The 24125-nt window shown below is 64.1% G+C and carries 25 protein-coding genes; 3 read left to right on the plus strand and 22 right to left on the minus strand.

Going from position 1 to position 24125, the window contains the following annotated elements:
- Nucleotides 1-44 precede the first annotated feature (44 nt).
- Together O3932_RS04100 and O3932_RS04105 are read left to right on the plus strand one after the other, a co-directional pair.
- Nucleotides 45-1784: a tetratricopeptide repeat protein gene (locus O3932_RS04100; RefSeq protein WP_371536422.1), complete on the plus strand. Its 1740-nt coding sequence runs from the start codon at nucleotides 45-47 to the stop codon at nucleotides 1782-1784.
- 120 nt (nucleotides 1785-1904) lie between these two features.
- Nucleotides 1905-2474, plus strand: coding sequence for a flavin reductase (locus tag O3932_RS04105; RefSeq protein WP_371536425.1), 570 nt, complete (start codon nucleotides 1905-1907; stop codon nucleotides 2472-2474).
- Nucleotides 2475-2553: 79 nt separating this feature from the next.
- Here the strand turns inward: O3932_RS04105 and aspA are convergent, their stop codons facing one another.
- The 18 genes from aspA to rpsB form a co-directional block, all read right to left on the minus strand.
- A complete protein-coding gene (aspA, locus tag O3932_RS04110; RefSeq protein ID WP_371536427.1) occupies nucleotides 2554-3966 on the minus strand; it encodes an aspartate ammonia-lyase in 1413 nt (470 codons plus the stop codon).
- Between the two features lie 135 nt (nucleotides 3967-4101).
- A complete protein-coding gene (locus tag O3932_RS04115; protein WP_009647345.1) occupies nucleotides 4102-4479 on the minus strand; it encodes a phosphopantetheine-binding protein in 378 nt (125 codons plus the stop codon).
- Complete coding sequence (locus O3932_RS04120; RefSeq protein ID WP_034504225.1) at nucleotides 4479-4982, minus strand: DUF3145 domain-containing protein; 504 nt, start codon at nucleotides 4980-4982, stop codon at nucleotides 4479-4481. Before O3932_RS04120 ends, O3932_RS04115 begins: the two co-directional genes overlap by 1 nt.
- Nucleotides 4983-5157: 175 nt before the next feature.
- Nucleotides 5158-5649, minus strand: a complete 492-nt coding sequence (def, locus tag O3932_RS04125) for a peptide deformylase (protein WP_009648613.1) — start codon at nucleotides 5647-5649, stop codon at nucleotides 5158-5160.
- 1 nt (nucleotide 5650) lies between these two features.
- Nucleotides 5651-7459 (minus strand): proline--tRNA ligase, encoded by a 1809-nt coding sequence (locus O3932_RS04130; RefSeq protein ID WP_371536430.1) that lies wholly within the window; start codon nucleotides 7457-7459, stop codon nucleotides 5651-5653.
- Between the two features lie 77 nt (nucleotides 7460-7536).
- Nucleotides 7537-7953, minus strand: a complete 417-nt coding sequence (locus tag O3932_RS04135) for a hypothetical protein (RefSeq protein ID WP_371536433.1) — start codon at nucleotides 7951-7953, stop codon at nucleotides 7537-7539.
- A gap of 109 nt (nucleotides 7954-8062) precedes the next feature.
- A complete protein-coding gene (locus O3932_RS04140; protein ID WP_009648641.1) occupies nucleotides 8063-8566 on the minus strand; it encodes a hypothetical protein in 504 nt (167 codons plus the stop codon).
- An 18-nt stretch (nucleotides 8567-8584) separates the two neighbouring features.
- Complete coding sequence (ispG, locus tag O3932_RS04145; protein ID WP_051023533.1) at nucleotides 8585-9751, minus strand: flavodoxin-dependent (E)-4-hydroxy-3-methylbut-2-enyl-diphosphate synthase; 1167 nt, start codon at nucleotides 9749-9751, stop codon at nucleotides 8585-8587.
- 135 nt (nucleotides 9752-9886) lie between these two features.
- Entirely contained in the window at nucleotides 9887-11128 is a 1242-nt protein-coding gene (locus O3932_RS04150) for an RIP metalloprotease (RefSeq protein WP_371536436.1), read from the minus strand.
- 2 nt (nucleotides 11129-11130) lie between these two features.
- Complete coding sequence (gene dxr / locus O3932_RS04155) at nucleotides 11131-12402, minus strand: 1-deoxy-D-xylulose-5-phosphate reductoisomerase (protein WP_009648640.1); 1272 nt, start codon at nucleotides 12400-12402, stop codon at nucleotides 11131-11133.
- Complete coding sequence (locus tag O3932_RS04160; RefSeq protein ID WP_009648589.1) at nucleotides 12402-12950, minus strand: DivIVA domain-containing protein; 549 nt, start codon at nucleotides 12948-12950, stop codon at nucleotides 12402-12404. The genes dxr and O3932_RS04160 overlap by 1 nt, the downstream gene beginning before the upstream one ends.
- Nucleotides 12950-13570, minus strand: a complete 621-nt coding sequence (locus tag O3932_RS04165; RefSeq protein ID WP_314568050.1) for a cell division protein DivIVA — start codon at nucleotides 13568-13570, stop codon at nucleotides 12950-12952. The genes O3932_RS04160 and O3932_RS04165 overlap by 1 nt, the downstream gene beginning before the upstream one ends.
- Nucleotides 13567-14790 (minus strand): 23S rRNA (adenine(2503)-C(2))-methyltransferase RlmN, encoded by a 1224-nt coding sequence (gene rlmN / locus O3932_RS04170; RefSeq protein WP_009648579.1) that lies wholly within the window; start codon nucleotides 14788-14790, stop codon nucleotides 13567-13569. Before rlmN ends, O3932_RS04165 begins: the two co-directional genes overlap by 4 nt.
- A 53-nt stretch (nucleotides 14791-14843) precedes the next feature.
- Entirely contained in the window at nucleotides 14844-15755 is a 912-nt protein-coding gene (locus tag O3932_RS04175; protein ID WP_299240972.1) for a phosphatidate cytidylyltransferase, read from the minus strand.
- On the minus strand, nucleotides 15755-16312 hold the full coding sequence (frr, locus tag O3932_RS04180) for a ribosome recycling factor (RefSeq protein WP_009648630.1): 558 nt from the start codon (nucleotides 16310-16312) through the stop codon (nucleotides 15755-15757). Before frr ends, O3932_RS04175 begins: the two co-directional genes overlap by 1 nt.
- A 38-nt stretch (nucleotides 16313-16350) precedes the next feature.
- Nucleotides 16351-17061, minus strand: a complete 711-nt coding sequence (gene pyrH, locus O3932_RS04185) for a UMP kinase (protein ID WP_009648591.1) — start codon at nucleotides 17059-17061, stop codon at nucleotides 16351-16353.
- Nucleotides 17062-17191: 130 nt separating this feature from the next.
- Complete coding sequence (gene tsf / locus O3932_RS04190) at nucleotides 17192-18019, minus strand: translation elongation factor Ts (protein ID WP_009648644.1); 828 nt, start codon at nucleotides 18017-18019, stop codon at nucleotides 17192-17194.
- A gap of 26 nt (nucleotides 18020-18045) precedes the next feature.
- Nucleotides 18046-18873, minus strand: a complete 828-nt coding sequence (rpsB, locus tag O3932_RS04195) for a 30S ribosomal protein S2 (protein WP_291452378.1) — start codon at nucleotides 18871-18873, stop codon at nucleotides 18046-18048.
- A 420-nt stretch (nucleotides 18874-19293) separates the two neighbouring features.
- Here rpsB and O3932_RS04200 point away from each other — a divergent pair, with 420 nt between their 5' ends.
- Nucleotides 19294-19812, plus strand: coding sequence for a M23 family metallopeptidase (locus O3932_RS04200; protein ID WP_371536442.1), 519 nt, complete (start codon nucleotides 19294-19296; stop codon nucleotides 19810-19812).
- 192 nt (nucleotides 19813-20004) lie between these two features.
- Here the strand turns inward: O3932_RS04200 and O3932_RS04205 are convergent, their stop codons facing one another.
- The 4 genes from O3932_RS04205 to O3932_RS04220 are packed head-to-tail and all read right to left on the minus strand — an operon-like array spanning nucleotide 20005 to nucleotide 24064.
- Entirely contained in the window at nucleotides 20005-20916 is a 912-nt protein-coding gene (locus tag O3932_RS04205; RefSeq protein WP_371536444.1) for a tyrosine recombinase XerC, read from the minus strand.
- Between the two features lie 4 nt (nucleotides 20917-20920).
- Entirely contained in the window at nucleotides 20921-22090 is a 1170-nt protein-coding gene (dprA, locus tag O3932_RS04210) for a DNA-processing protein DprA (protein ID WP_371536446.1), read from the minus strand.
- Nucleotides 22080-23627: a YifB family Mg chelatase-like AAA ATPase gene (locus tag O3932_RS04215; protein WP_371536448.1), complete on the minus strand. Its 1548-nt coding sequence runs from the start codon at nucleotides 23625-23627 to the stop codon at nucleotides 22080-22082. Before O3932_RS04215 ends, dprA begins: the two co-directional genes overlap by 11 nt.
- Complete coding sequence (locus O3932_RS04220; RefSeq protein WP_371536451.1) at nucleotides 23624-24064, minus strand: YraN family protein; 441 nt, start codon at nucleotides 24062-24064, stop codon at nucleotides 23624-23626. The genes O3932_RS04215 and O3932_RS04220 overlap by 4 nt, the downstream gene beginning before the upstream one ends.
- Between the last annotated feature and the right edge of the window lie 61 nt (nucleotides 24065-24125).

Below are 24125 nucleotides of genomic sequence, written 5' to 3' on the forward strand. Positions count from 1 at the left end.
CTAGTAGTTGCGACGCACAGACGTGTCACCACCTGACAAACTCGATGAGCGCTGAACTAGACGCAATCGAGGGACAGCTCGTTGAATCGGGCTACGACAGGTCCCACATCGATAGCTTCATCGATCATCTCGAGGAATCAGTGAAGCAAACCATCACGCTCCTTGCCGACGACGAGAACGCCCTACGTGAAGCAATACTCAAGCCCGAGGTGTTCCGACACTACGTTCTCGTACAATCAGCCTCAGCACGCCAGAACTACGCCCCCGGCGAACTCCAATACCTCGACACACTCCTGGGTAGCGTCGCGCAGGAGTACCTGACGCTCGCACCAGCGTCACCGGATTTCAAGCACACAGCACTCGAGCGCACAATCACCGCACTGACACAGGTCTCCCACCAGCAGACCACCAAAGACCCGACCCACAGCATGGACGAAGACCACCTCAGTAGACTCGCCGAGCGCAGCAACCTTGCGGACACCTATGTGCAGACAGGGCGCCTCGATGAGGCCATCACCTTGTACGAGCAGATCCGCGAAGACTATGCACGTGTTCTGGGTGAGGATCATCCTCAGACGCTCAGCGCATGCAACGATCTCGCCACCTGTTACCAGGAGGCGGGACGCCTCGATGAGGCCATCACCCTGTTTGAGCAGGTCATCACCGACAGCATCCGCATTTTTGGCGACGATCATCCTAACACCCTGACCTTGCGTAACAACCTTGCAAACTGTCACCTGCAGGCGGGCCGCTTCGTTGAGGCCATCCAACTGTACGAGCAGGCCGCCGCAGGCCGCGCGCGCGTCCTTGGGGAAGACCACTCCCTCACACTCAGCACACGCAACAGCCTGGCAGACGCATACGAGTCTGCTGGCCGCCGCATTGAGGCCATCGCCCTGTTCGAGCAGGTCGCCGCAGGCCGCGCGCGCGTTCTGGGTGAAGACCACCCCCTCACACTCAGCACACGCAATAATCTCGCATACACCTACAATGCGGTGGGCCGCCGCGATGAAGCCATCGCCCTGTACGAACAGGTCGCGACAGACCGCGCGCGCATTCTGGGCGCCAACCACCCCCACACACTCAACACGCGCAACAACCTGGCTGACGCATACGAATCAGCTGGCCGCCGCGATGAAGCCATCACCCTGTACGAACAGGTCGTCACAGGCCTGACCTGTGTCCTGGGTCCCGACCACCCCCGCACGCTCACCGTACGCCACAGCCTTGCATGCGCATACGCGTCTGCTGAGCGCCACGATGAAGCCATCACCCTATTCGAGCAGGTCATCACAGACCGCGCGCGCATCCTGGGTGACAACCACCCCCACACACTCACCGCACGCAACAACCTCGCAAGCGCATACGCGTCTGCTGAGCGCCACGATGAAGCCATCACCCTGTACGAGCAGGTCGCTCAAGACCAGGCCCGCGCCCTCGGCAAAGACCATCCCCACACGCTCACCACGCTCAACAACATCGCATACACATACCGGTCTGTTGGCCGCCTCCCTGAGGCCATTACCCTGTACGAGCAGGTCATGAAAGACCAGATCCGCGTCCTGGGCGAGGACCACCCGGGTACGTACAACACGCGCCGTGAACTCGCAGACTCATACCGAGAGGCTGGTCGCACAGACAATTCCATCACCCTGTACGAACAGCTCCTCGTCAGCAGCCAGCGCGTCCTGGGTGCCGACCATCCGTTCACCACGGCTATGTGTGAGGAACTCGAGGACGTGCGGCGCGAGCTGAAGCAGCGGGACAACCCCTCCGCCGACTAGCGCGCGTATAACCGAGTGGGCCGGTAGCGTGTGCTTCCGGCCCACTCGTGCCTCGTGGACATGCTCTCCTTCCACGTCGTACGCCCTGCCCACCCGATGCGTCCGGCGCACAATGGAAGCATGCACGTTCCCTACGACACCGAGAAGTTCTATTACGGTTTTCCCGTCTACATCCTGGCTTATCCCGATGAGGAAGTGGGGGTCGGCATCACGACAGGGTCCTCGTCGTATTCGCTTGGCCAGATGGTCATGATCGGCTGCGATTCCACCACGCACGCGGCGCGCTCGATCAAGCGCTCGGGCGTGTGTTCCCTCAATCTTTTCGGGGCCGAGGCCATGGGACTCTTCGAATACGCGGGCACCATCTCTGGTGGAGATAAGCTCAGCGACACCCACGTGGCATCGAGCAACTATGACGGCATCCCCGTGCTCGACGATTCACAGATGAGCCTCGTGTGCCGTGTCCTAGAGGCCACGGATGACGGTACCTACACGCACTTCCGCTGCGAGGTCACCGCCCGGCTGGTTGATTCTGACCTCATCGACGAACGAGGTCGATTCCGATACGAGGAGCTTCGTACCGTCGAATACGTGGGCGATGCACGCCGCCGCATCTATCGGTACTTCTCAGAACAGGTGGAGCGTTTCGGTACATTCGTGCGCGCCTTCAAGGAGTCACTGCAGTCCTGAGATCACACAAACGACGAGGCCGGGGTCCCCACGTGGGTTCCCCGGCCTCGGTCATATGCGCAGGCTGTGAGCGCAGTGCTCACTCTTCTTCGGTGCCCGCGTACTTCGGGTTGGCGAGATTTTCGGGCGAGAGGATGCGCTCAACCTCGGACTCGGAGAGGAGTTCCATGTCGTGGATGACCTCGCGCACGGTCTTGCCTTCGGCGGCGGCGCGCTTGCCGACGACGTCGCCCAGGTGGTGTCCGATCACGTCGTTGAAGTAGGTGACGATGCCGATGGAGTTTTCCACGTAGCCGCGGCACACTTCCTCGTTCGCTGTGATGCCGGTGATGCAGCGTTCGCGCAGCGTATCGCATGCGTTGACAAGCAGGTTGATGGACTCGATGAGGGCCTGCGCGATGACGGGCTCCATGACGTTGAGCTGGAGCTGTCCGGCCTCGGCCGCCATGGTGACGGTCTGGTCATTGCCAATGACTTTGAAGCACACCTGGTTGACGACCTCGGGGATGACGGGGTTGACCTTTGCGGGCATGATCGAGGAGCCGGCTGCCATCTTCGGCAGGTTGATCTCGTTGAGGCCAGCGCGCGGGCCGGAGGCCAGCAGACGCAGGTCGTTGCAGACCTTGGAGAGCTTCACGGCGCTGCGCTTGATGGTGGCGTGCATGGACACGTAGGCACCCGTGTCGGAGGTGGCCTCGAGGAGGTTCGGGGAGCCGACGACGCGCGCGCCCGTGATGCGGCGCAGGTGACGCACAACGACCTGCTGGTAGCCGTCCGGCGTATTCAGGCCCGTACCGATGGCGGTGGCACCCAGGTTCGTCTCCAGGAGCAGCTCGGCGTTGTTGACGAGGCGCTCATCTTCCTCGCGCAGCGTGTGCGCAAACGCAGAGAACTCGCTGCCCAGCGACATGGGAACGGCGTCCTGCAGCTGGGTGCGTCCCATCGTCAGGATGCTGCGGAACTCGGCACCCTTCTCGTCAAAGGCGTCCGCCAGCTCGTCGAGGGCCTTGCGCAAACGATTCACCTTGCGCCACAGGGCGATGCGGAACGCGGTCGGGTAGGCGTCGTTCGTCGACTGCGAGCGGTTGACGTGATCATTGGGGTTGATCACGTCGTAGCGCCCCTTCTCCTCCCCCAGGATTTCGAGCGCGAGGTTCGCGATGACCTCGTTCGCGTTCATGTTCACGGATGTGCCCGCGCCGCCCTGAAACTGGTCGACGGGGAACTGGTCCATGCAACGCCCGTTTTCGATGATTTCGTCGCAGGCGGCGATGATTGCCTCGGCCTTAACGGGTTTCATGGCCTTGAGCTGCATGTTCGCCAAGGCGCACGCCTTCTTGACCTGCGCAAATGCACGAATCAGTTCGGGTGCTTCATTGATGGTGCGGCCTGAGATCTGGTAGTTCTCAATGGCTCGCAGTGTGTGGATTCCCCAGTACGCGTCGTCGGGTACTTCGCGCGTGCCGAGCAGATCCTCTTCGGTGCGGGTCAACGTCGTTCCTTCCGTCGGAGTGTACGCCGGAAGTTTCCCGGCGATCCGCCTCCATGGTAGGCACGAAGTCCCGCTTTGTCAGGAACTTTACGATTCTCGGAAAGGTCGTTGACGCTCCCCTAACTCGGCCTTTCGTCAGTCATGACAAGCGGCCTGCGCAACGGCGTCGAGCAGGTCCCCGAGTGTTTCCCACTCCTCGATCTGCGCGTCGGTGAGCGCCACTTTCGCCTCACGTTCGACGCGCGCAACGACGGCATACAGGGACACATCGTCCATGTCCAGATCCCCGCGCAGGGTCAGCTCGGCGCGCGCATCGCCAGGGGCAAGGTCGGCCTCGTCGAGGACGGCTTCCATCGCTGCCTCGCGCGCACGGTCCTGGGTACTTACGGACTCGCCCGCGTCGATGGACGAGGCCTGGGTACCCTCAGGCGCATCGTCCTCGGTAGCGGGATCGACCAGCTGCGCTAACCCGGCACGCAGCTGGTCTCCCAGCAGATCAGCGATGGAACCCATCAGCCCACCCGGTTGTTCAGCCAGCGCACGGGCGCACCCGCGCCCGCGTGACGGAAGGACTCAAGTTCATCGTCCCACGCCTGACCGAGCGCCAGTTCCAGGCCCTCGACCAGCTCTTCGTAGGAGGACGCGTTCTCCATGGCGGCGCGAATGCGGTCCTCGGGGACGACAACATTACCGACGGAGTCCATCTGTGAGTGGAAGATGCCCAGCGACGGGGTGTGACACCAGCGCCCACCATCGTTCGAGGCGGTCGCCTCTTCGGTGACCTCGTAGCGCAGGTGTTCCCAACCGCGCAGAGCGGACGCCAAACGGGCACCCGAGCCAACCGGCCCAACCCACGAAAACTCGCAGCGGACCATGCCCGGCGCCGCATCTTGATCGGTCCACTGGAGGCGAACCTCCTGGCCGAGCGCGGTACCCAACGCCCACTCGATGTGCGGACACAGAGCGGGCGGTGTTGAGTGCACGAAAAATACACCGCGGGTGTATGACCCTCTCATTGTTCCTCCTTGTAGGCTTTGTCAGGATCGTCTTCCCCTACGTCCTAATTACCTGGGAGTCGCAACGAAATGCGCTGAAACGAGCACACACGATGTACTGACAGGATAGAGGAGCGCGCCGGGAAATGCAGGGCATTTCCCGGCGCGTTTCGCACTTTGATCAACTTCCGGCAGGTCAGAATCCAGCCTTACGAATGTCGCGCAGCGCCTTCTTGCGGGTCGGTCGATCCAGGCGGTCGATGTAGATGTGTCCGTCGAGGTGATCGCACTCGTGCTGGATGCAACGAGCCATGAGTTCCTCACCTTCGACAACGACCTTCTTGCCGTCCAGGTCGGTACCCTCGCAGCGGGCATACCAGGCGCGCTCGGTCGGATACCACAGGTCCGGAACCGACAGGCAGCCTTCGTCGCCGTCCTGATACTCGTCTTCGCTCAGGGCGACAATGCGGGGGTTGAGCACGTAGCCGATCTCCCCGTCGATGTTCCAGGAGAAGGCACGCAGGCTGACGCCGATCTGATTAGCGGCCAGGCCGGCGCGGCCCTCCATATCGACGCCCTCGAGGAGGTCCTCGACGAGAGCCTTCACATTCGGGGTGATCTCCGTGATCGGGTCGCACACCGTGCGCAGCACGGGGTCACCGATGATGCGGATGGGACGGATCGCCATGTCACTCCCCCTTCAGGGCTGCGGCATGCAGCTCGCGCAGACGCGCGACGGCTTCCTCGACGGGCACGACGATGGTCTCGCCTGTGGCACGCACGCGGATCTCGACCTGGCCATCAGCCAGCGAACGGCCCACAACGAGGCCGAAGGGCACGCCGACCAGCTCGTAGTCCTTGAACTTCACGCCGGCGCTGACCTTACGGCGGTCGTCGACGAGGACGTCAAGGCCGGCCGCATCAAGCTGCTCGCCCAGCGATTGAGCGGTCTCGAAGACCTCGTCGCCCTTGCCGGTGGCCAGGACGTGCACGTCGAAGGGGGCAATCTGCGCGGGCCAGCTCAGGCCCTTGTCGTCGCAGTTCGCCTCAGCCAGGGCAGCCATGACGCGGGTGACGCCGATGCCGTAGGAGCCCATGGTCACGACCTGGGTCTTGCCATTCTCATCGAGGACGGTCAGGCCCAAGGCCTTGGCGTACTTGCGGCCCAGCTGGAAGATGTGGCCGATCTCGATGCCGCGCTCCAGGTGGAGGGGACCCGATCCGTCGGGGGCCAGGTCGCCCTCGCGCACCTCGGCGGCCTCGATGGTGCCATCGGCCGTGAAGTCGCGGCCCATGACGAGGTTCAGAACGTGGCGCTGCTCAGCGTTCGCACCCGTGACCCATGCGGTGCCCTCGACGACGCGCGGATCCACCAGGTAGCGCACAGAACCGGAGGCGTTGCCTTCCTCATCAACGACGCGCCGCGGCGAGTTGGGTCCCAGCACCGTGGGGCCGATGTATCCGCGCACCAGTTCGGGGTGCGGCTCGAAGTCCGAATCCGACGCCATGTCGACCTCGGCGGGAGCCACGGCGGCCTCGAGGCGCTTCATGTCGACGTCGCGGTCGCCGGGGATACCCACGACGAGCAGCTCGCGCTCACCGTCCGGGTGGGTGAGCGTCACGACAACATTCTTCAGCGTGTCGGCGGCGGTCCAGGGGCGGTCCTCACGCGGGTAGCGCTCGTTGAGCAGATCCACGAGCGCCTCAATCGTCGGAGCGTCGGGCGTGGGAACCTCGACGGGCGCGGGAACACCCGACGCGTCGACGGCCTCGGGGACGGGGGTGGTCACAGCCTCGGCGTTGGCGGCGTAGCCACCCGGGGACGCCACGAAGGTGTCCTCACCGATCGGCGAGGGGTGCAGGAACTCCTCGGAGCGCGAGCCGCCCATCGCGCCGCTCATCGCGGACACGATGACGTAGCGCAGGCCCAGACGCTGGAAGATGCGCTCATAGGTGTCGCGCTCAGCCTGGTAGGAGGCGTCCAGTCCCTCGTCATCGATGTCGAAGGAGTAGGCGTCCTTCATGACGAACTCACGCCCGCGGATCAGGCCGGCGCGCGGGCGGGCCTCGTCGCGATACTTCGTCTGAATCTGGTAGAGGGTGGCGGGCAGGTCCTTGTACGAGGAGTACATGTCCTTGACGAGGAGCGTGAACATCTCCTCGTGCGTGGGGGCCAGCAGGTAGTCGCCGCCCTTACGGTCGTTGAGCTTGAACAGCGTCGGGCCGTACTCTTCCCAGCGGTTCGTCGCCTTGTAGGGGTCGGCGGGGATCAGGCCCGGGAAGTGCACCTCCTGTGCACCCATCGCGTCCATTTCCTCGCGGACGATGTCCTCAATCTTGCGCAGCGTACGCAGGCCGAGGGGCAGCCACGTGTAAATGCCGGGGGCACAGCGGCGAATGTAACCGGCGCGAACCAGCAGCTTGTGGGAATTGACCTCGGCGTCAGCCGGGTCCTCACGCAGAGTTCGCAGGAAGAAAGTCGAGAGATTTCGAAGCATGCTCCAAGAGTACGGCACGCACTGGTTTGAAGGCCACCGGCACAGCCGTGTGACCCCTCATCAGGGCATGAAGCCCGTTAGATCACCGCGCCCGCGCCCAGCTCAGGCTCGCGAGCACCCGGATTTGCCACGTAGTAGCGACGTGCCATCCACCCCGGGTATGCCCACTCGGGCAGTCCCCCCAGGTACAGGGACTGAATCGCGACGGCGACCATAACGCCGAAAAGGCCCAGGAGCAGCGCGCACGACCCCATGGTGTCTGCGCCGACTGCCTCGCGACCCACGAGGTCGGCAGTCACAAACCAGACGAGGGAGAGCAGAGGCATCAGCGGCCACACAACACGGTTCAGCTCCGCACTGGCCGAGCCACCGCGCATGTCCATGCGCATCGCAACGCGTCGGGAACTCGCGAACACGCCAGACCACACCCACGCCCAGAGAAGTGCGATGAGCAGGCCGATGACTGCAAGCAGTGCGGTGGCGTTGAGGAGCATTGGTCACCCTTCAGAAAGCGCAACATCCCCGTCGGCGTTGCGTGTAGCTCGATACTACAACACCGCGGGGATGAGTGCGCCACCCGAAACAGGGGCGGATCCGTGTGACTCAGGCGTCGACGGCGTGTGCCAGACACGCATCACGCAGGTCACGCAGCATCGACAGGGAGGACAGGGACTCGGCTGCCACGCCCGCCCAGACGAGCGCGCGTTCGCGTCCGTGCGCCTCATGACGTTCACGGATGTGCAGCAGGGTGCGCGACGGCGACAGGGGAAGCAGGGCGATCACGCAGGTTCCCGAGGCCGGGGCATCCCCGGGCGCAGCAGGCGCGGCCACGTGCATCAGGACGTGGTCCTCATCAGCGATCTCGATGATCGTCGACTCATCGGCGGGTTCGAACACGTGACCCAGGACGTCCCAGACGACCGAAGCCGGGGCGTCAATGGCGATACCGCGGTCCACGACTACGTTTGCGCCGGGCAGCAGCAGGTCGCCGGGAAGGGACACATCCGCCTGGGAAGCGGTTAGACCAATGCGGCGCGGAAAGCCGGTCGCGGCCAGGACGCACGCGCCGCCCACGAGGGACAGGCAGACAAGGGTACGAAGACGCATGGGGTTCCTCTTTATCTCTCAACATCCACTGCCCGGAAGCTTGCCTTCCGGGGCGGTAATCGGATTCACCTCGACGGTACCGGAACCAGGCTCCAGGCCCATCTCCTCGGCCAGCGCGTTCGCACGGCGGATGAGGGTTTCGACGATCTGGTCCTCGGGGACGGTCTCGACGACCTTGCCGCGGATGAAAATCTGGCCCTTGCCGTTGCCCGACGCGACACCCAGGTCTGCCTCACGGGCTTCACCGGGGCCATTGACGACGCAGCCCATGACGGCCACGCGCAGCGGAACGGTCAGTTCCTTGAGGCCTTCGGTGACGTTCTCTGCCAGTGTCCACACGTCCACCTGGGCGCGACCGCACGACGGGCAGGACACGATCTCGAGCGTGCGTTCACGCAGGCCCAGGAACTCCAGCATCTTCGTGCCGACCTTGACTTCCTCGACGGGAGGAGCCGACAGAGAAACACGGATCGTGTCGCCGATGCCTTCGGCCAGCAGGATAGAGAAGGCAGAGACGGACTTGATGGTGCCCTGGAAAGCAGGGCCGGCCTCGGTCACGCCCAGGTGCAACGGCCAGTCGCCCGCCTCGGAGAGCATGCGATACGCCTGGACCATGGTGAGCACGTCGTGGTGCTTGACCGAGATCTTAAAGTCGTGGAAGTCGTTCTCCTCGAAGAGCGAGGCCTCCCAGATCGCGGATTCAACCAGCGCCTCGGGCGTGGCACGACCGTACTTTTTGAGCAGGCGCGGGTCCAGCGAACCGGCGTTGACGCCGATACGCAGGGACACACCGTGATCGGAGGCGGCCTTGCAGATGTCCTTGACCTGGTCGTCGAACTTGCGGATGTTGCCCGGGTTCACGCGCACAGCACCGCAACCGGCCTCAATCGCCTGGAAGACGTACTTCGGCTTGAAGTGGATGTCGGCGATAACAGGGATACGCGACTGCTGGGCGATGATCGGCAGCGCCTCCGCGTCCTTATCCGTCGGGCAGGCGACTCGAACGATGTCGCAGCCTGCGGCCGTCAGCTCGGCGATCTGCTGCAGCGTCGCGCCGATGTCGTGCGTCTTCGTCGTCGTCATAGACTGGACGGACACCGGTGCCCCGCCGCCCACGGGAACGTTTCCGACCATCAGCTGATGCGTCGGCTTGCGCGGGAACGGCGACGTGGCAACTGAAGGCATACCAAGATTGATTTCACTCACCCGCCCATTATCGCTTACCCGGGCGCATCCTTCCCACGCGGGCACCGCCCACGTGGTCAGGCTCGCTTTCCTCGCCTCCACGCATTCTTTGTCGAGGAGCTGGGCACACCGGGATCAGCTAAGCGAAATGGGCTTGACGATGTCGGCGACGATAAGAATGAAACTCATCACGATGAGAACCCCTCCAACCGCCCAGGTAAGAGGAACCAGACGCGCAGTGTCGGCCGGACCGGGATCCTCCTTGCCGCGCAGGCTCGCAACCTGACGACGCACGCCCTCATACACCGCGCCCAGGATGTGTCCGCCATCCAGAGGCGGCAGCGGGATCAGGTTGAAGACAAAGAGCGCCATGTTCAATGAGGCCAGCAGACTGAGCAGCGCGCCCACCACCTGACGAGTGTCACGCAGGCCCAACGCCGCCGAATCTCCCGTCACTTCACCCGCCATGCGGCCCACGCCCACAACCGAGACGACGCCGGTCGCATCGCGCTGCTCGTCGGTCACGACGGAGCGTCCGACCTGCCACACGGCTTGGGGCAGGCGCACGATGACAGATGCAGTTCCCGTAAACATCTGCCAGTCGGCCTGCAGCACATCCGTCAGCGACGCGGACACATACTCGTACCCGGCCGTCACGCCCACATACCGGGCACCCCGCGCGCCCGTCACCGGGGTCACCGTCAGATCCACGGTCGTCCCGTCACGTCCGACCGTGAGCACAGCAGACTCACCCTCCGGGGTAGCACCCACCGCCCGCTGGAACTGTGCGAAGGTCTCGATCGGCGTTCCGTTCCACGCAAGGACCGTGTCCCCGGGACGAACCCCGGCCTCGTACGCCGGAGAGGCGATCTCCCCCTCCGATGTCTGGATCGTTGCGGACACCGAAGCAATCGTGCGAGACGCAGCGGGCGCGCCAATGCCCACCATGGTCACAGCGCTGAGTACAAAGCAGATCAGCAGGTTCATGAGCGGACCGCAGAGCATAACCGTGATCTTCTTCGGTGCGCTCAGCAGGTAAAACGCGCGATGCTCCTGGCCCTGCGGGATCTCCTCGGTCGAGGCCTCCCTGGCTTCCTGCGCGAGCGTCACCTTTCCGCGCCGCCCCACGAGGCGCGTGCCCGGGCGAGCCGGAGCATACATACCGACGATCTTGACGTAGCCGCCAAGCAGGATCGCGCGCAAAGCGTACGTGGTATCGCCGATCTTCTTCTTCCACAGGGCAGGGCCGAAGCCCACCGCGTAATCCGGCACCAAGACGCCGAACTTCTTCGCGGGCAGCATATGCCCCACCTCATGGAGAGCCACCGACGCCAAAATACCGATGATGATGACGACGATACCCGTAATCGAACCCACGCTCACTGATCCTTCCACTGGCCGGCACCGATATATTCGCGTGCGCGCTGATCGGCCCAACTCTGCGCGGCCAGAATATCCTCCAGCGTCGGATCGGCGACGCCCTCATGCTCATGAACGACAGCCGACACCGTGTCGACAATCGCCAGCCACGGCACAACACCGTCGATAAAGGCATCCACCATGACCTCGTTCGCGGCGTTGAGCACCGCGGGGTGAGTGGCCGACGCACCCACAGCAAAACGGGCCAAGTTAATCGCCGGGAACGTCTCGTTATCGACCGGCTCAAAAGTCCACTGCGACGGACTGCCCCACGTGAGAGGTGCCTCCACGTCATCCAAGCGCTCAGGCCACGTCAGACCCAACGCAATCGGCAGCCGCATGTCCGGAGGCGACGCCTGCAGCGTCGTCGCCCCGTCGCGCCACGTCACCATCGAATGGACGATCGACTGAGGATGAACCGTCGCCACAATATGCTCCGGCTCCACATCAAACAGCAGGTGTGCCTCGATGAGTTCCAGGCCCTTGTTAATCAGCGTCGAGGAGTTAATCGTCACGACCGGACCCATATTCCAGGTCGGGTGTGCGAGCGCCTGCGCCGCACGCACCCCACGCAGTTGATCGCGAGTACGCCCGCGGAAAGGACCGCCTGAGGCTGTCAGCACCAGATCGGCCACCTCCGAACGGCCAGAAACGACCGGCGAGGTCAGACCACGCTCATGCACGCCCGAGGCCAACGCCTGGGCAATCGCCGAGTGCTCCGAATCGACCGGCACGATCTGGCCCGGGAAACGCATCGCGTTCTTGACCAACGCGCCGCCCACGACCAGGGATTCCTTATTCGCCAGCGCCAGGCGTGCCCCGCAGTTGAGGGCCGCGAGCGTCGAGGACAAACCGACGCCACCCGTAATGCCATTGAGGACCACCGGCGTCTCGCAAGGATACAGCTGCGCCGCCAATTCGACCGAGGCACACACGACCTCAACGGAGGCATTCTCACCCACAAACACCTCGGGGCACGTGCCGCCCATCGACTCGACAGCAGCCGCCAACTCCTCGCGCACGTCCCGCGCCACACCCACGTACGCGGGTGTCAGGGCTACGATCTGCGCAGCCAACTCGGTGATCGACGAGCCGCCCGCACTCAGACCCAGCACATCGAAACGACCCCTGTGCGCCTCAATGACCTCTCGCGCCTGAGTACCAATCGAACCGGTCGAGCCCAACAAAACAACGGGGGCAGGACCCATCAGGGTCGTCTCGCGAGCCTCCATCAGTCGACCGCGAGCAGGATCTCGATCGCGCGAGCCAAGTAGGCATCCACCGGCCCCTCCGCGTACGCCTTCTTGCCGCGCTTAGGCCGGAACGTCGCCGTGCGAATCTCGTTCGCAGTCAACTCTTCGGCCTCGTCGAAGTAAGCGGCGATGCGATCAAGCAGATCGTCGACCTCCTCGCAGCTGTAGCCGCGTCCACTCGTCGGATTCGAGAAACGCTCACCGCGCGGGCGCTGCAGACGCGGGTACAGGGTGGTCGCACGATCAGCGACGCGGTTATACCACGCAGCCTCACCCTCAGCCGCCACGGAGTCGGCGCGGTCGCGGTTGATAAACGCCGCCTCGAGGCGGTTCATCGCACCGTCCACGGCCTCGATCTGGTAGCCACGATTCTTCAGCTCGAACGTCGCCAGGCGCACCTGCTCCGCACTAAACTGCTCCGGAGGCACACCGCCCTCATACGCGCGTCGCGCATCCTCAAAGAACGCATCCACCTGTCCGCAGTCGTATCCCTTCGAGAAGAAACCGACCCTCGGGAACTCAGCCATCATTGCTCCTTACTCTGAGTCATGGAACGAAGAATGTCATCAACGGCCTTCTGCGTGCCGAAATCGGCATACTCGGCGGGCAGAGCCATCGGCTCGGCATCAGGAATCGCCACAGGCGGTGCCGAGATGAAATCGTCAGTCGTAGGCAGCGTAGCGGACACGCGCGCGAGCGGCACAGCTGAGCTTTCCGTCGCGGTCCCCTCTGGCAACGCGGCACCCGCAACGCCTGCGCCACCAGCGGCTACCTGGGGCATCTGCGCAACGGCGGGAATCGGCGCGGGCTGCGCAGGTGCAGCCACCGGCGCCGAGGCCGCGGCAGGCTGGGCCGGAACAGCAGCCGTCTCAGTCTGCTCGGCGTTCTGCGCCGCCTGCTCGCGCTGGCGATCAAGGCCTCGCAACACCTGAATCAGCCGATCAATCTCCATGTCGACCTCTTCATCATTGAAGCCACGCCACTTCACGGAAAACTCCTGGTCCTCCGCCTTCTGAGCGGTAATGACCTTCTCAGGATCGGTTTCCTCGCCCGTGATGGTGCGCTCGATATCAACGAGGAAGCTCAGAACTTCACTCGCGTCGTATCCCATACGCAAAAAGCTGCGCGAAAAGTCTTTCCTAATCATGCGTTCTCCTTCCCAGGCCCGCGCTTACCTTCGGCGACCGCGGTCGCGAGCTGACCGCACGCTCCATCGATATCCGAGCCGCGTGTGTCACGGATCGATGTGGCAATGCCATTGTCACGCAGCCGACTCACGAAAGCGTCTTGGGCATGCCTCGTCGATGCCGTCCAAATCGAACCGGGCGTCGGGTTCAAGGGAATCGGATTCACGTGAACCCAGCCATGGCCTCGTCTATTGAGTTCATCGGCCAGGAGCTGCGCACGCCACTCCTGATCGTTCATGTCCTTAATGAGCGCGTACTCGATCGAGACGCGGCGACCGGTCGCCAGGAAGTAGGCGCGGGCCGCATCGAGGAGTTCACCCACCTTCCACCGCGAGTTGATCGGAATCAGCTCATCGCGCAGGTCATCATCGGGAGCATGCAGGGACACGGCCAGCGTCACCGGCATCCCCTCCCCCGCCAGCTTGCGGATCGCCGGAACTAAGCCAACCGTAGAGACAGTGATGTTGCGAGCGCTCATACCAAAGCCCTCAGGTGCCGGATCAATGAGGCGATGCAACGCACCGATGACCGTCTTGTAGTTGGCCAACGGCTCCCCCATCCCCATGAACACGATGTTCGACAGAGTCGTCGGGCCACCCGCCAGCGCGCCGTCGCGGCACGCGGCCTGCGCGTAGCGAACCTGATCGACGATCTCGGCCGTCGACAGATTACGGGTCAGACCCATCTGGCCTGTCGCGCAGAACGGGCACGCCATACCGCACCCCGCCTGCGACGACACGCACAGAGTCGTACGCTGCGGATAACGCATAAGGACCGACTCGACCTGCGCGCCGTCATAGAGACGCCACAGATCCTTGATCGTGCGACCACCATCCGCCTCCAACGAGACGACCTTCGACACGAGAGTCGGCAAAAGCGCCTCACGCACCTGCGCGCGCATACCTGCCGGAATATCACTCATGCGCTCCGGATCCGCCTCGAAGTGCGTGAAGTAATGACGCGACAACTGGTCGGCACGGAATGCGGGCAGGCCCAGATCCTTCAGGACCTGCTTGCGTCCTGCGGCGTCGAGATCCGCCAGATGCGACGGAGCCTTGCCCCTGCGCTTCGCAGTAAACGACAAGACAGGCTTCGCATCCTTATGCGTCGCACCCTCCGGAGGTTGATCCGTCGGACGCACCTCGCGCCGCGGACTACGGCGAATCGGGGACGCAGCCACGGCCTCGTCCCTCTCACGCCTATCGGACCCGGAACGACCCTTCGTCGATTGACTCAATGCTTGGACTCCCAAGAAATACCCGGCAGCGCCCACGCAAAAATGAAGTAGGCGACCGGCGCGCTCATGAGCAGCGCGTCCACTCGGTCGAGAACGCCACCGTGCCCAGGCAGAATCTTCGACATGTCTTTCAGGCCCGCCTCACGCTTAATGAGCGACTCAGTGAGATCACCCATCGTGCCCACAAACGCAATCGAGATGCCGGCGATGATTCCCCACCACCAGGCGGCACCCAGCCACCACAGGCCGACCGCTCCCACGCCGACCGCAGTCAGCGCCGAACCGGCAAAACCCTCCCACGACTTCTTCGGAGAAAGCGCAGGTGCCATCGGGTGCTTACCGAACAGAACACCGGCAGCCCAGCCCCCCGTATCGTTGGCGATCACCATCAACTCGAAAACCACGAACACCCACGGGTTACGCCACGCGGCGAGCATAAGCACCACGAACGAGGCCAGGAACGGTACATACGCCGCCGTGAACGTCGTCGAGACGACATCACTCATCCTCGATTCCTGACGCCGATCCAGCAGACGCCACGCAGCGCACACGAACACCGTGATGTAGAGAGCGAAGAGCATTCCCTCGCTGCCGAGCCACCACGCGCACGTCACCATGCCGATCGCACCCACGTACAGCGGTGTCACAGCCAGGGTGATGCCCATGCGCGCAAACGCGCCAGCCAACTCCCAAATGCCCACCAGACACACGAACGCAATGACACCTACGAATGCGGGCAGCGACGTAAACAGGGGAACCGCGACAGCGGCGATCAGAACGACCGCCGTCGTGATTGCCTGCGCAAGATTACGACCCGCCTTCCCCGTGGCCCCACTCGCGGGATGATTATCGCGCGTGGGACCAGGGGAAAAGATACGAGCCAGCAGTGAAGGATCCGTTGACGCCATCAGATCGTCAGCAGTTCGCTTTCCTTCGTCGCGAGCATCTTGTCGATCTGCTCAGTGTGGGCCTTAGTCGTCGAGTCAAGGTGCTTCTCTGCGCGCTCGACGTCGTCCTCGGAAGCCTCGCCGTCCTTCTTGAGGCGATCAAGCTGATCCTTGGCCTTACGACGCACACCGCGCACGGACACGCGGCCGTCCTCGGCCTTGCTCTTAGCCTGCTTCACGTACTCCTTACGGCGCTCCTCGGTCAGAGCGGGCAGAACGACGCGCACAACGTTGCCGTCGTCGGTCGGGTTCACACCCAGGTCGGACTCGCGCAGCGTGCGGATGATCTCCTGGGTCGCCGTACGGTCGAAGGGCGAGATGAGGACCGTGCGAGCCTCGGGAATCTGGAAGCTCGCAAGCTGCTGCATCGGCGTGGGTGCGCCGTAGTAGTCCACCAGCAGCTGCTCGAACATCGAAGACGTCGCGCGTCCCGTGCGGATGTTCGTGAACTCGTGGCGGGCCGCCTCGACGGCCTTGTCCATCTTTTCCTCAGCTTCGAGGAGGATATCGTCGATCACTATGTGCTCCTTAACGTCAGTGGTCTGTGAAGGTTATATCACGCCGTCACTAGGGTACCGATTTCATCGCCCATCAGCGCGCGGGTAACAGCCCCGTCTTCGCCCATGCCGAAAATACGAGTCGTCAGACCATTCTCGCGGCACAGCGCCAGCGCCGAGCCATCGATCACCTTCAGGTCACGGCGCAGGGCCTCCGAGTAGGTCAACGTGTCAAAGCGGCGCGCATCGGGATTCTTATTCGGGTCATCGTCGTAGACGCCGTCCACGCCGTTCTTAGCGACGAGCAGCTCATCACAGTGAATCTCCAGGGCACGCTGGGCAGAGACAGTATCAGTCGAGAAGTACGGCAGACCAGCACCAGCGCCGAAGACAACGACGCGCCCCTTCTCCAGGTGACGAATCGCGCGCAGCGGCAGGTAGGGTTCGGCAACCTGGGCCATCGTGATCGCCGTCTGGACGCGAGCGGGCACGCCGGTCTGGTCGATGAAATCCTGCAGGGCGAGGGCGTTCATGACGGTACCGAGCATCCCCATGTAGTCCGCGCGCGAACGCTCCAGACCCTCGCGGGCAAGCTGAGCACCGCGGAAGAAGTTACCGCCGCCGACAACGATTGCAACCTGGACGCCCTCACGTACGGCCGTGGCCACCTGCTCAGCGATGTTGCGAACGACCTTGGGATCCAAGCCGATCGATCCACCTCCGAATGCCTCTCCGGAAAGCTTGAGCAAAACGCGGCGCTTCGTCGACATGACGCTTCTCCTTTTTAACGGCCCTGGGTGGGCGGAACGGTTAGTAACCATACTACCTGGTAAAAGTGAAGCGGCCCCGCCGGTGGGCGGAGCCGCTTCCAACTGTCAGCAAGCTGACGACGTCACCAGATCAGGCACCCACGTGCACGCGCACGAAGTTGGTGACCGTGGCACCGGCCTCCTTGAGGACCTGGCCGACGGACTTCGAGGGGTCACGGGCGAAGGCCTGGTCAACAAGGCAGTTGTCCTTGAAGAAGGCGTTCAGGCGGCCCTCAACAATCTTGGGAACGATGTTGGCGGGCTTACCTTCCTCGAGCGTGATCTTTTCGAGGGTAGCGCGCTCCTTGTCGAGCACGTCGGCGGGAACCGAATCGCGATCAAGGTAGGCGGGCATGTAAGCGGCAACGTGCATCGCGATGTCGTGGGCAACGGACTTGCCAGCGGCATCGGTGACGACGAAGACGCCAACCTGCGGGGGCAGGTCGGGGTTCGTCTGGTGCAGGTAGAGGTCAACGTTCTCGCCCTCAACGCGCACGATGCGGCCAACCTGAAGCTTCTCGCCGATGATGGCAGCGAAGGCGTCCAGGCGATCCTTGACGGTGCCCTCGCCCATGGGGGCGGCGAGCAGCGCGTCCAGGTCGGCAGCCTTGGAGGCGACGGCGGCGGCCAGGACCTCGTTAGAGAAGTCGATGAACTTCTGGTTCTTGGCGACGAAGTCGGTCTCCGAGTTGACCTCGACCAGCACGCCGACGGTGCCGTCGGTCTGAGCGGCCAGCAGGCCGGCGGAGGCCTGGCGGCCCTCGCGCTTGGACAGGGACTTCAGGCCCTTCAGTCGGATGATCTCGAGGGCCTTCTCGGCGTCGCCGTTGGCCTCGGTCAGAGCCTTCTTGACATCCATCATGCCGGCGCCGGTCTGCTCACGCAGCGCCTTCACATCTGCAGCGGTGAAATTCGCCATCGGATGATTCCTCTCAGTTAAAACGTTCAGTCCTGCTTGGTGGCCGACTCTTCGGCAACCTCGGCGGCGGCTTCGTCAGCCTTGACCTCGCCCTCGAGGAGCTCGCGCTCCCACTCAGCCAGCGGCTCAGCAGCGGTCTCTTCGCCCTTGCCCTTGCGGACGTCGGAACGGGCGATCAGGCCCTCGGCGACGGCGTCGGCGATCACGCGGGTGAGCAGCGCGACGGCGCGGATAGCGTCGTCGTTGCCGGGGATACGGTAGTCGACCTCGTCCGGATCAGCGTTGGTGTCCAGGATGGCGACGATCGGGATGCGCAGCTTGCGAGCCTCGGAGACCGCGAGGTGCTCCTTCTTGGGGTCGACGATCCACACGGCCGAGGGAACCTTGGTCATGTCGCGGATGCCGCCCAGGGTGCGCGAGAGCTTGTCCTTCTCGCGGCGCATCATGAGCAGTTCCTTCTTGGTGTGACCGGAGGAGGCCACGTCGTCGAAGTCGATCTGCTCGAGTTCCTTCAGGCGCTGCAGACGGGTCGCAACGGTGGAGAAGTTGGTGAGCATGCCGCCGAGCCAGCGGTGGTTCACGTAGGGCATGCCGACGCGCTGGGCCTGCTCGGCCACGGCTTCCTGGGCCTGCTTCTTGGTGCCGACGAAGAGCAGGGTGCCGCCGTGGGCAACGGTCTGCTTCACGAAGTCGAAGGCGATGTCAATGTCAGCAATGGTCTGCTGCAGGTCGATGATGTAGATGCCGTTGCGCTCGGTGAGGATGAAGCGCTTCATCTTCGGGTTCCAACGGCGAGTCTGGTGGCCGAAGTGGACACCGGACTCGAGGAGCTGACGCATGGTAACGATTGCCATGGTTCGTCCTTTCCCCGCAAGTCGCGAGTGATCAGTGGGGTTTCCCCCGGGTTATCGGTTTGCTGTGCGCAGTGCGCACCCTGGTGCCATGATCGGCGACCATCCCCGTAGGGACCGAAGCCACCGCGTCTCGCCGCCCTTTGGTTGCCCGTGGACGTGCGATAAATGGCACGCGAAGTCACCTGCACGAAACAAGTGCGCGGTCATCTTACCTCACCGCCGCACACTCTCCTGTGACAGGAGGGGTGTGAGTGTGCTGACTTTCATACGGATAGACGAGGCCTGGGTCGGCTTGGTCAGTCGCGCGCAGTCGGCGGTGGGTGCGAGTCGTTATCCACAGGGGTCCGAACGTGTCGCGGCCTGTCCACAGGCTCGCTCGTCTGAGTGGTTCTGTCGGTTCGGTGAGCGCAGGGTGGAGAGATGAACTCGTTACGTTGTTGCCGCCGTCTGCTGCGCGCCGTTCTCCTCGTCTCTCTGTCGTGCTGTCTTGTACTTGTCATGTGCGCGCCCGCTGGGTCTGCGCAGCATCGTGAGCGTTGGCAGTGGCCGACGCTTTCCCCCGTTCCCGTCGCCTCTTCGTTCGCACCGCCCGTCCACGATTGGCTGCCTGGAAGGCGCGGTGTCACCCTGACGTATCCGGGCGGATCACCCGTATACGCGTGCGCCTCCGGAACGGTGACGTTCGCGGGCCAGGTCGGCGGGCGCGGGGTTGTCTCGATCCAGCACGAGACGCGCGGGCACACCATCTGGTCGACCTATCTACCGGTGACGCCGAGCGTGAGCGTCGGAGAGACAGTCACGATGGGCGCGCAGATCGGCACTGTCGAGGAAGAATCGCAGACCCTGCACTGGGGAGCGAAGACAGGACCGAAAACGTACGTCGATCCGATCCGGTTGACGGTTGACAGGCCACGGCTCCTGCCCTGGGATGGGAGCTGACAAGAACTCGTCGCGTCCCATGGGCGCGACGGTGACTCGAGCGGGGCGGCGCGGTGCTTGCAGGGCCTGGCCGTGCATCTGACGACGCACCAAGCACCGCTCGCTGCGCGGCTGTGAGCGGGCGGGCAGGCCCCGCGCCGCCCATGAACTGCGTCCCGGGGATTGGAAGCGTCAGGCTCGTGGGTGCGTGTGTCAGGCACGGGGGTGAGCGCGCTGGTAGATAGCGCTGAGCCTGGCTGTATCGACGTGGGTGTAGCGCTGAGTCGTCACCAGGGAAGCGTGGCCCAGCATTTCCTGGACGGCGCGCAGGTCGGCTCCGCCCTGGAGGAGATGGGTGGCCGTCGAGTGGCGCAGTCCGTGGGGCGCAATGTCATGCACTCCGGCCTTCGCGGCCATTCGATGGACCATGGAGCGAACGACGCGCGGATCAATGCGCCCGCCTCGGTCTCCGAGGAAGAGCGCGCTGCCGCTGGTCTCCCCAGCCAACTGGGGTCGGCCTCGTACGAGCCAGTGATCGAGGGCGTCCTCGGCAGGCGGGCCGTAGGGAACGACGCGCTCCTTGTTGCCTTTACCAAGGACGCGGACGGTCAGTGCCTCTCGATTGAGTGAGGACACGTCGAGCGCGCACACCTCTGAGACACGCAGCCCACACGCGTATGTGAGTTCGAGGATCGCCCATGCGCGCATCTGCGAGGGGCCGCCGGTCAGCGCCTCAGACTTGGCGAGGTTAATGAGGGTACGCGCGTCGGACTCGTCAAGGGGCGTGGGTAGACGTTGATCGGCACGAGGGCTGGAAAGAGCGGCTGCCGGGTCGCTCGGCAGTATTTCTTCTCGCACGGCCCATGCGGTGAAGTTACGAACGGCTGCCGTATGACGAGCGATCGTCGAGCGCGCTCCCCCGCGCACCAGCGTGTCGGCGAGCCACGAACGGATGCGGCGCTGCGTGAGGGCATGCGCGAACTCGCCGGCGGGTGCATCCCAACCGATTCCCAGGTAGTCCAGGAGAGCACGCAGGTCACCCATGTAGGCGTCTACGGTGTGCTCGCTCATCCGCCTGCCCACACGCAGGTATTCACCCCACTGATCCCCCACGCTCTCACTCATGCGTTCATCCTACGGTGTCACTCCCCCGCCTGCGGGACCACCCGCGCGTCGAGCTGGTGACGAGGCCAGCGACTGTCAGGTCCATGAGAGCACGATTCACTTCGTCTCGTCCAAGTCCGGCGGATGCGCAGATCGTGGGTACGCCAGCGGGAGCGCTGCGTGGAAGAGCCTCCCACACGCGGCGGGCGATAGGCGGCAGTGCATCGATGCCTCGGTCTTCCTCAACTGGCATTCCGAACAGCGTCGCCTCAGCATCGACGTCGAGGGGACCGGCCAGCTCGGCAGCATCGCGCCCGTCTCGAATGATTGTCGCGCCGTTGCGCGCCAACTCGAGGCATCCCACCGACATGGGGGCATCGACCGCGCCGGGCACGGCACCGAGTTCCCGACCGCAGCTCATCGCCCACCGGGCCGTCGCCAGTGCTCCCGAGCGCGCCCCTGCCTCGACGACGATGGTTGCGGCGCTCCACGCGGCGATCAGCCGGTTGCGGGTGAGGAAACGCCATTTCGCGGGCCGGGCGGTGGGAGACACCTCTGAAATGAGAACACCGCCCCCAGCCGTCATTGCACGGAAGTCAGGGATGTGACACGCCGGGTAGGGGTTGAGAACGCCACCCGCCAGGATGGCAACCGTCGCCTCACCACCCGCCATCGCGCCTCTGTGCGCTTCGATGTCGATGCCGATGGCACCGCCCGACACGACGGTATACCCCGAGCGCGCTAGGTGATAGGCCATGTTTCGGGCACACCTGCCGCCAGCTCCGGTCGATGCACGAGCTCCGATGATCGACACGTGCCCATCACTGCTGGAATCACTGGGCAGAGTCCCGAGGTACCACAGGCCGAGCGGTTCATCGTCACCCAGGCAGGAGAGCTGCGAGGGCCACCGAGGATCCGACGGGGTCACAAAACCCCCTCCAGCTCGCTCGATGCGGGCAAGATCCTGATCGACGTCAACCTCGTGCACACGCGCTTGCCACCGATTCCATTGCGTGAACCAGTCCGTTCTCGCATGGGCGGCAAGCGGTGAAGGCACGCCCGCCCAGGACCCTTGGAGCCATTCGCGCCCCGCTCGATCCCCGAGGACTGATCGCACGACGCGTGCTGCGGGGTCGGCGGGTTCGGAGATGGCAGACCACCAGGCACCCTCCCAGATGTCATCATCAGTTGTCATGATCGTGTCCGTTCCGCAGCTGCTGCGCTGCAACGATGTGGTCAATTGTCGGGTGAGGGACACCGTCCAGATCAGCGAGCGTCCATGCCAGCCGAAGCATTCGGTCGATGCCTCGCATTGACGACGCCCCAGCGTCGACGAGTCGGTCGAGCTGAGCCACCAGGTCGGCGTCGATGCCGGAGTTCCGCCTGATCCATGCCCCGGGCAGTTGCGCGTTGCAGTGCCACGGCGTGTCAGTCAGTCGGTGTCGTGCTCGTTCACGCGCGACCACCACCCGCTCCCGGATGGTCGCCGAGTCACGCGAGTCCCCTATCGCCATGTCCGCGCGGGTCGGGGTGTGCACGTCGATGCGAATGTCCATGCGGTCCAGCAACGGTCCGGACAGGCGAGCCATGTAGCGACGCCGTGCGATGGACGAGCAGGTGCAGCGGCGTCCACCACGCCGCCCTCCGCACGGGCACGGGTTGGATGCCATGACCAGTTGAAACGAGGCCGGGTAGCGCGCGTGAATACCCGAGCGGTGCAGGTTGACCGCACCCGATTCCATGGGTTCACGTAGGGAGTCGAGAACGGAGGGCGCAAACTCGGCAGCCTCATCCAGGAACAGAATCCCACCGTGGGCCAGCGATGCCGCGCCCGGCGTGAGGGTTCGAGAGCCGCCACCGATGAGCGCAGCCATCGTCACCGAGTGGTGGGGTGCCTGGAACGGAGGACGCGTGACGAGAGCCGTGCCCGTCGGGACGAGGCCGGCGACAGAGTGCAGGGACGTGGTGACCAGGGCGGTGTCCGGGTCCAGGTCGGGCAAAATTGTGGGAAGGCGCGAGGCGAGCATTGTCTTGCCAGAGCCTGGCTCGCCCAGCAGAAACACGTGGTGTCCTCCCGCAGCGGCGACTTCCATGGCTGCAACGGCCTCGGGCTGGCCGCGGACATCCGCCATGTCGAGGATCGAGACATCCTCCGCGGAACAATCCCGGCGGCGCACGCCCAGGTGCCCTTGAAAAGGCGCTTTGATTGCCTCTCCCCCAGCCCATGCGATCATATCCGCGAGGTGTTCGAAGGCAATGACCTCGATCCCAGAGACCAGCTGCGCCTCGCGCGCGCAGGCGAAGGGGACGATGACGCGGCGCACCCCGAGCGAACGAGCAGACAGCACGGCGGGCAGTACCCCTCGCACGGGTTGAATGCTCCCGTCGAGGGCCAGTTCTCCGACGATGACGCTGTCCTCGAAGGCTCTGGGCAACACCAGTCCGGTCGCCAGCGCAATGGACGAGGCGATGGCTAGGTCAAAGACGGACCCCGACTTTGGGATGCCCGCCGGGGAAAGATTGACGGTGATGCGCTGATCCAGCACGTCCAATCCGCAGGACTCGAAGGCGGCGCGCACACGGTCGCGCGCCTCGCGAACCGATGTGTCCAGCAGTCCGACGAGCGTGAAGGCCACGAGGCCAGCCCCCGCGTAAGTCTCAACATCGACCAAGTGCCCCTCAATGCCGACAACACTCATCGAGTAGGTACGCGCAAGACCCGGCCCGCTCATTGCACACCTCGCAGCCAGACCACCTGCGCGCCAAGCGGGCGCAGATCCACATCAGTGCACGTCACGACCGGCCAGTGACGCAAAGCCTGCGCATCCAGGGTCAATGCCACAACATCGATGCGGACGCGAGACCCCAGTCGGCCTCGTTGTCGACACCACGCGCCCGTGAGCGCGCGCAGCCGAGCGACTTTGCGAGCATCTACCGACGCGAGAGCGCTCCCCCGTTGTCTGCCCACCCGAGTGCGAACCTCGATGACGACAGTCCACGGGTTCTCCGGATCAGTGTCGTCGCGAGCGATGATGTCGAGCTCTCCGCGCCTGCCGTCGCGCCAGTTGCATTCCAGGACACGCAGGCCCGCCTCTTCGATGATCAGGCGCGCCGTGTATTCCCCCGCCACACCTAGGACCCGCCGGTCGGGTCGTGTTGAGCAATCCATGCGGACTCACCTCCACGACCACACTGCTCCCCAGGACACGCCGCTTTCAACGTGAAAACCG

The sequence above is a fragment of the Pauljensenia sp. 20925_1_25 genome, assembly GCF_041433955.1.
Classification (GTDB): Bacteria; Actinomycetota; Actinomycetes; order Actinomycetales; family Actinomycetaceae; genus Pauljensenia.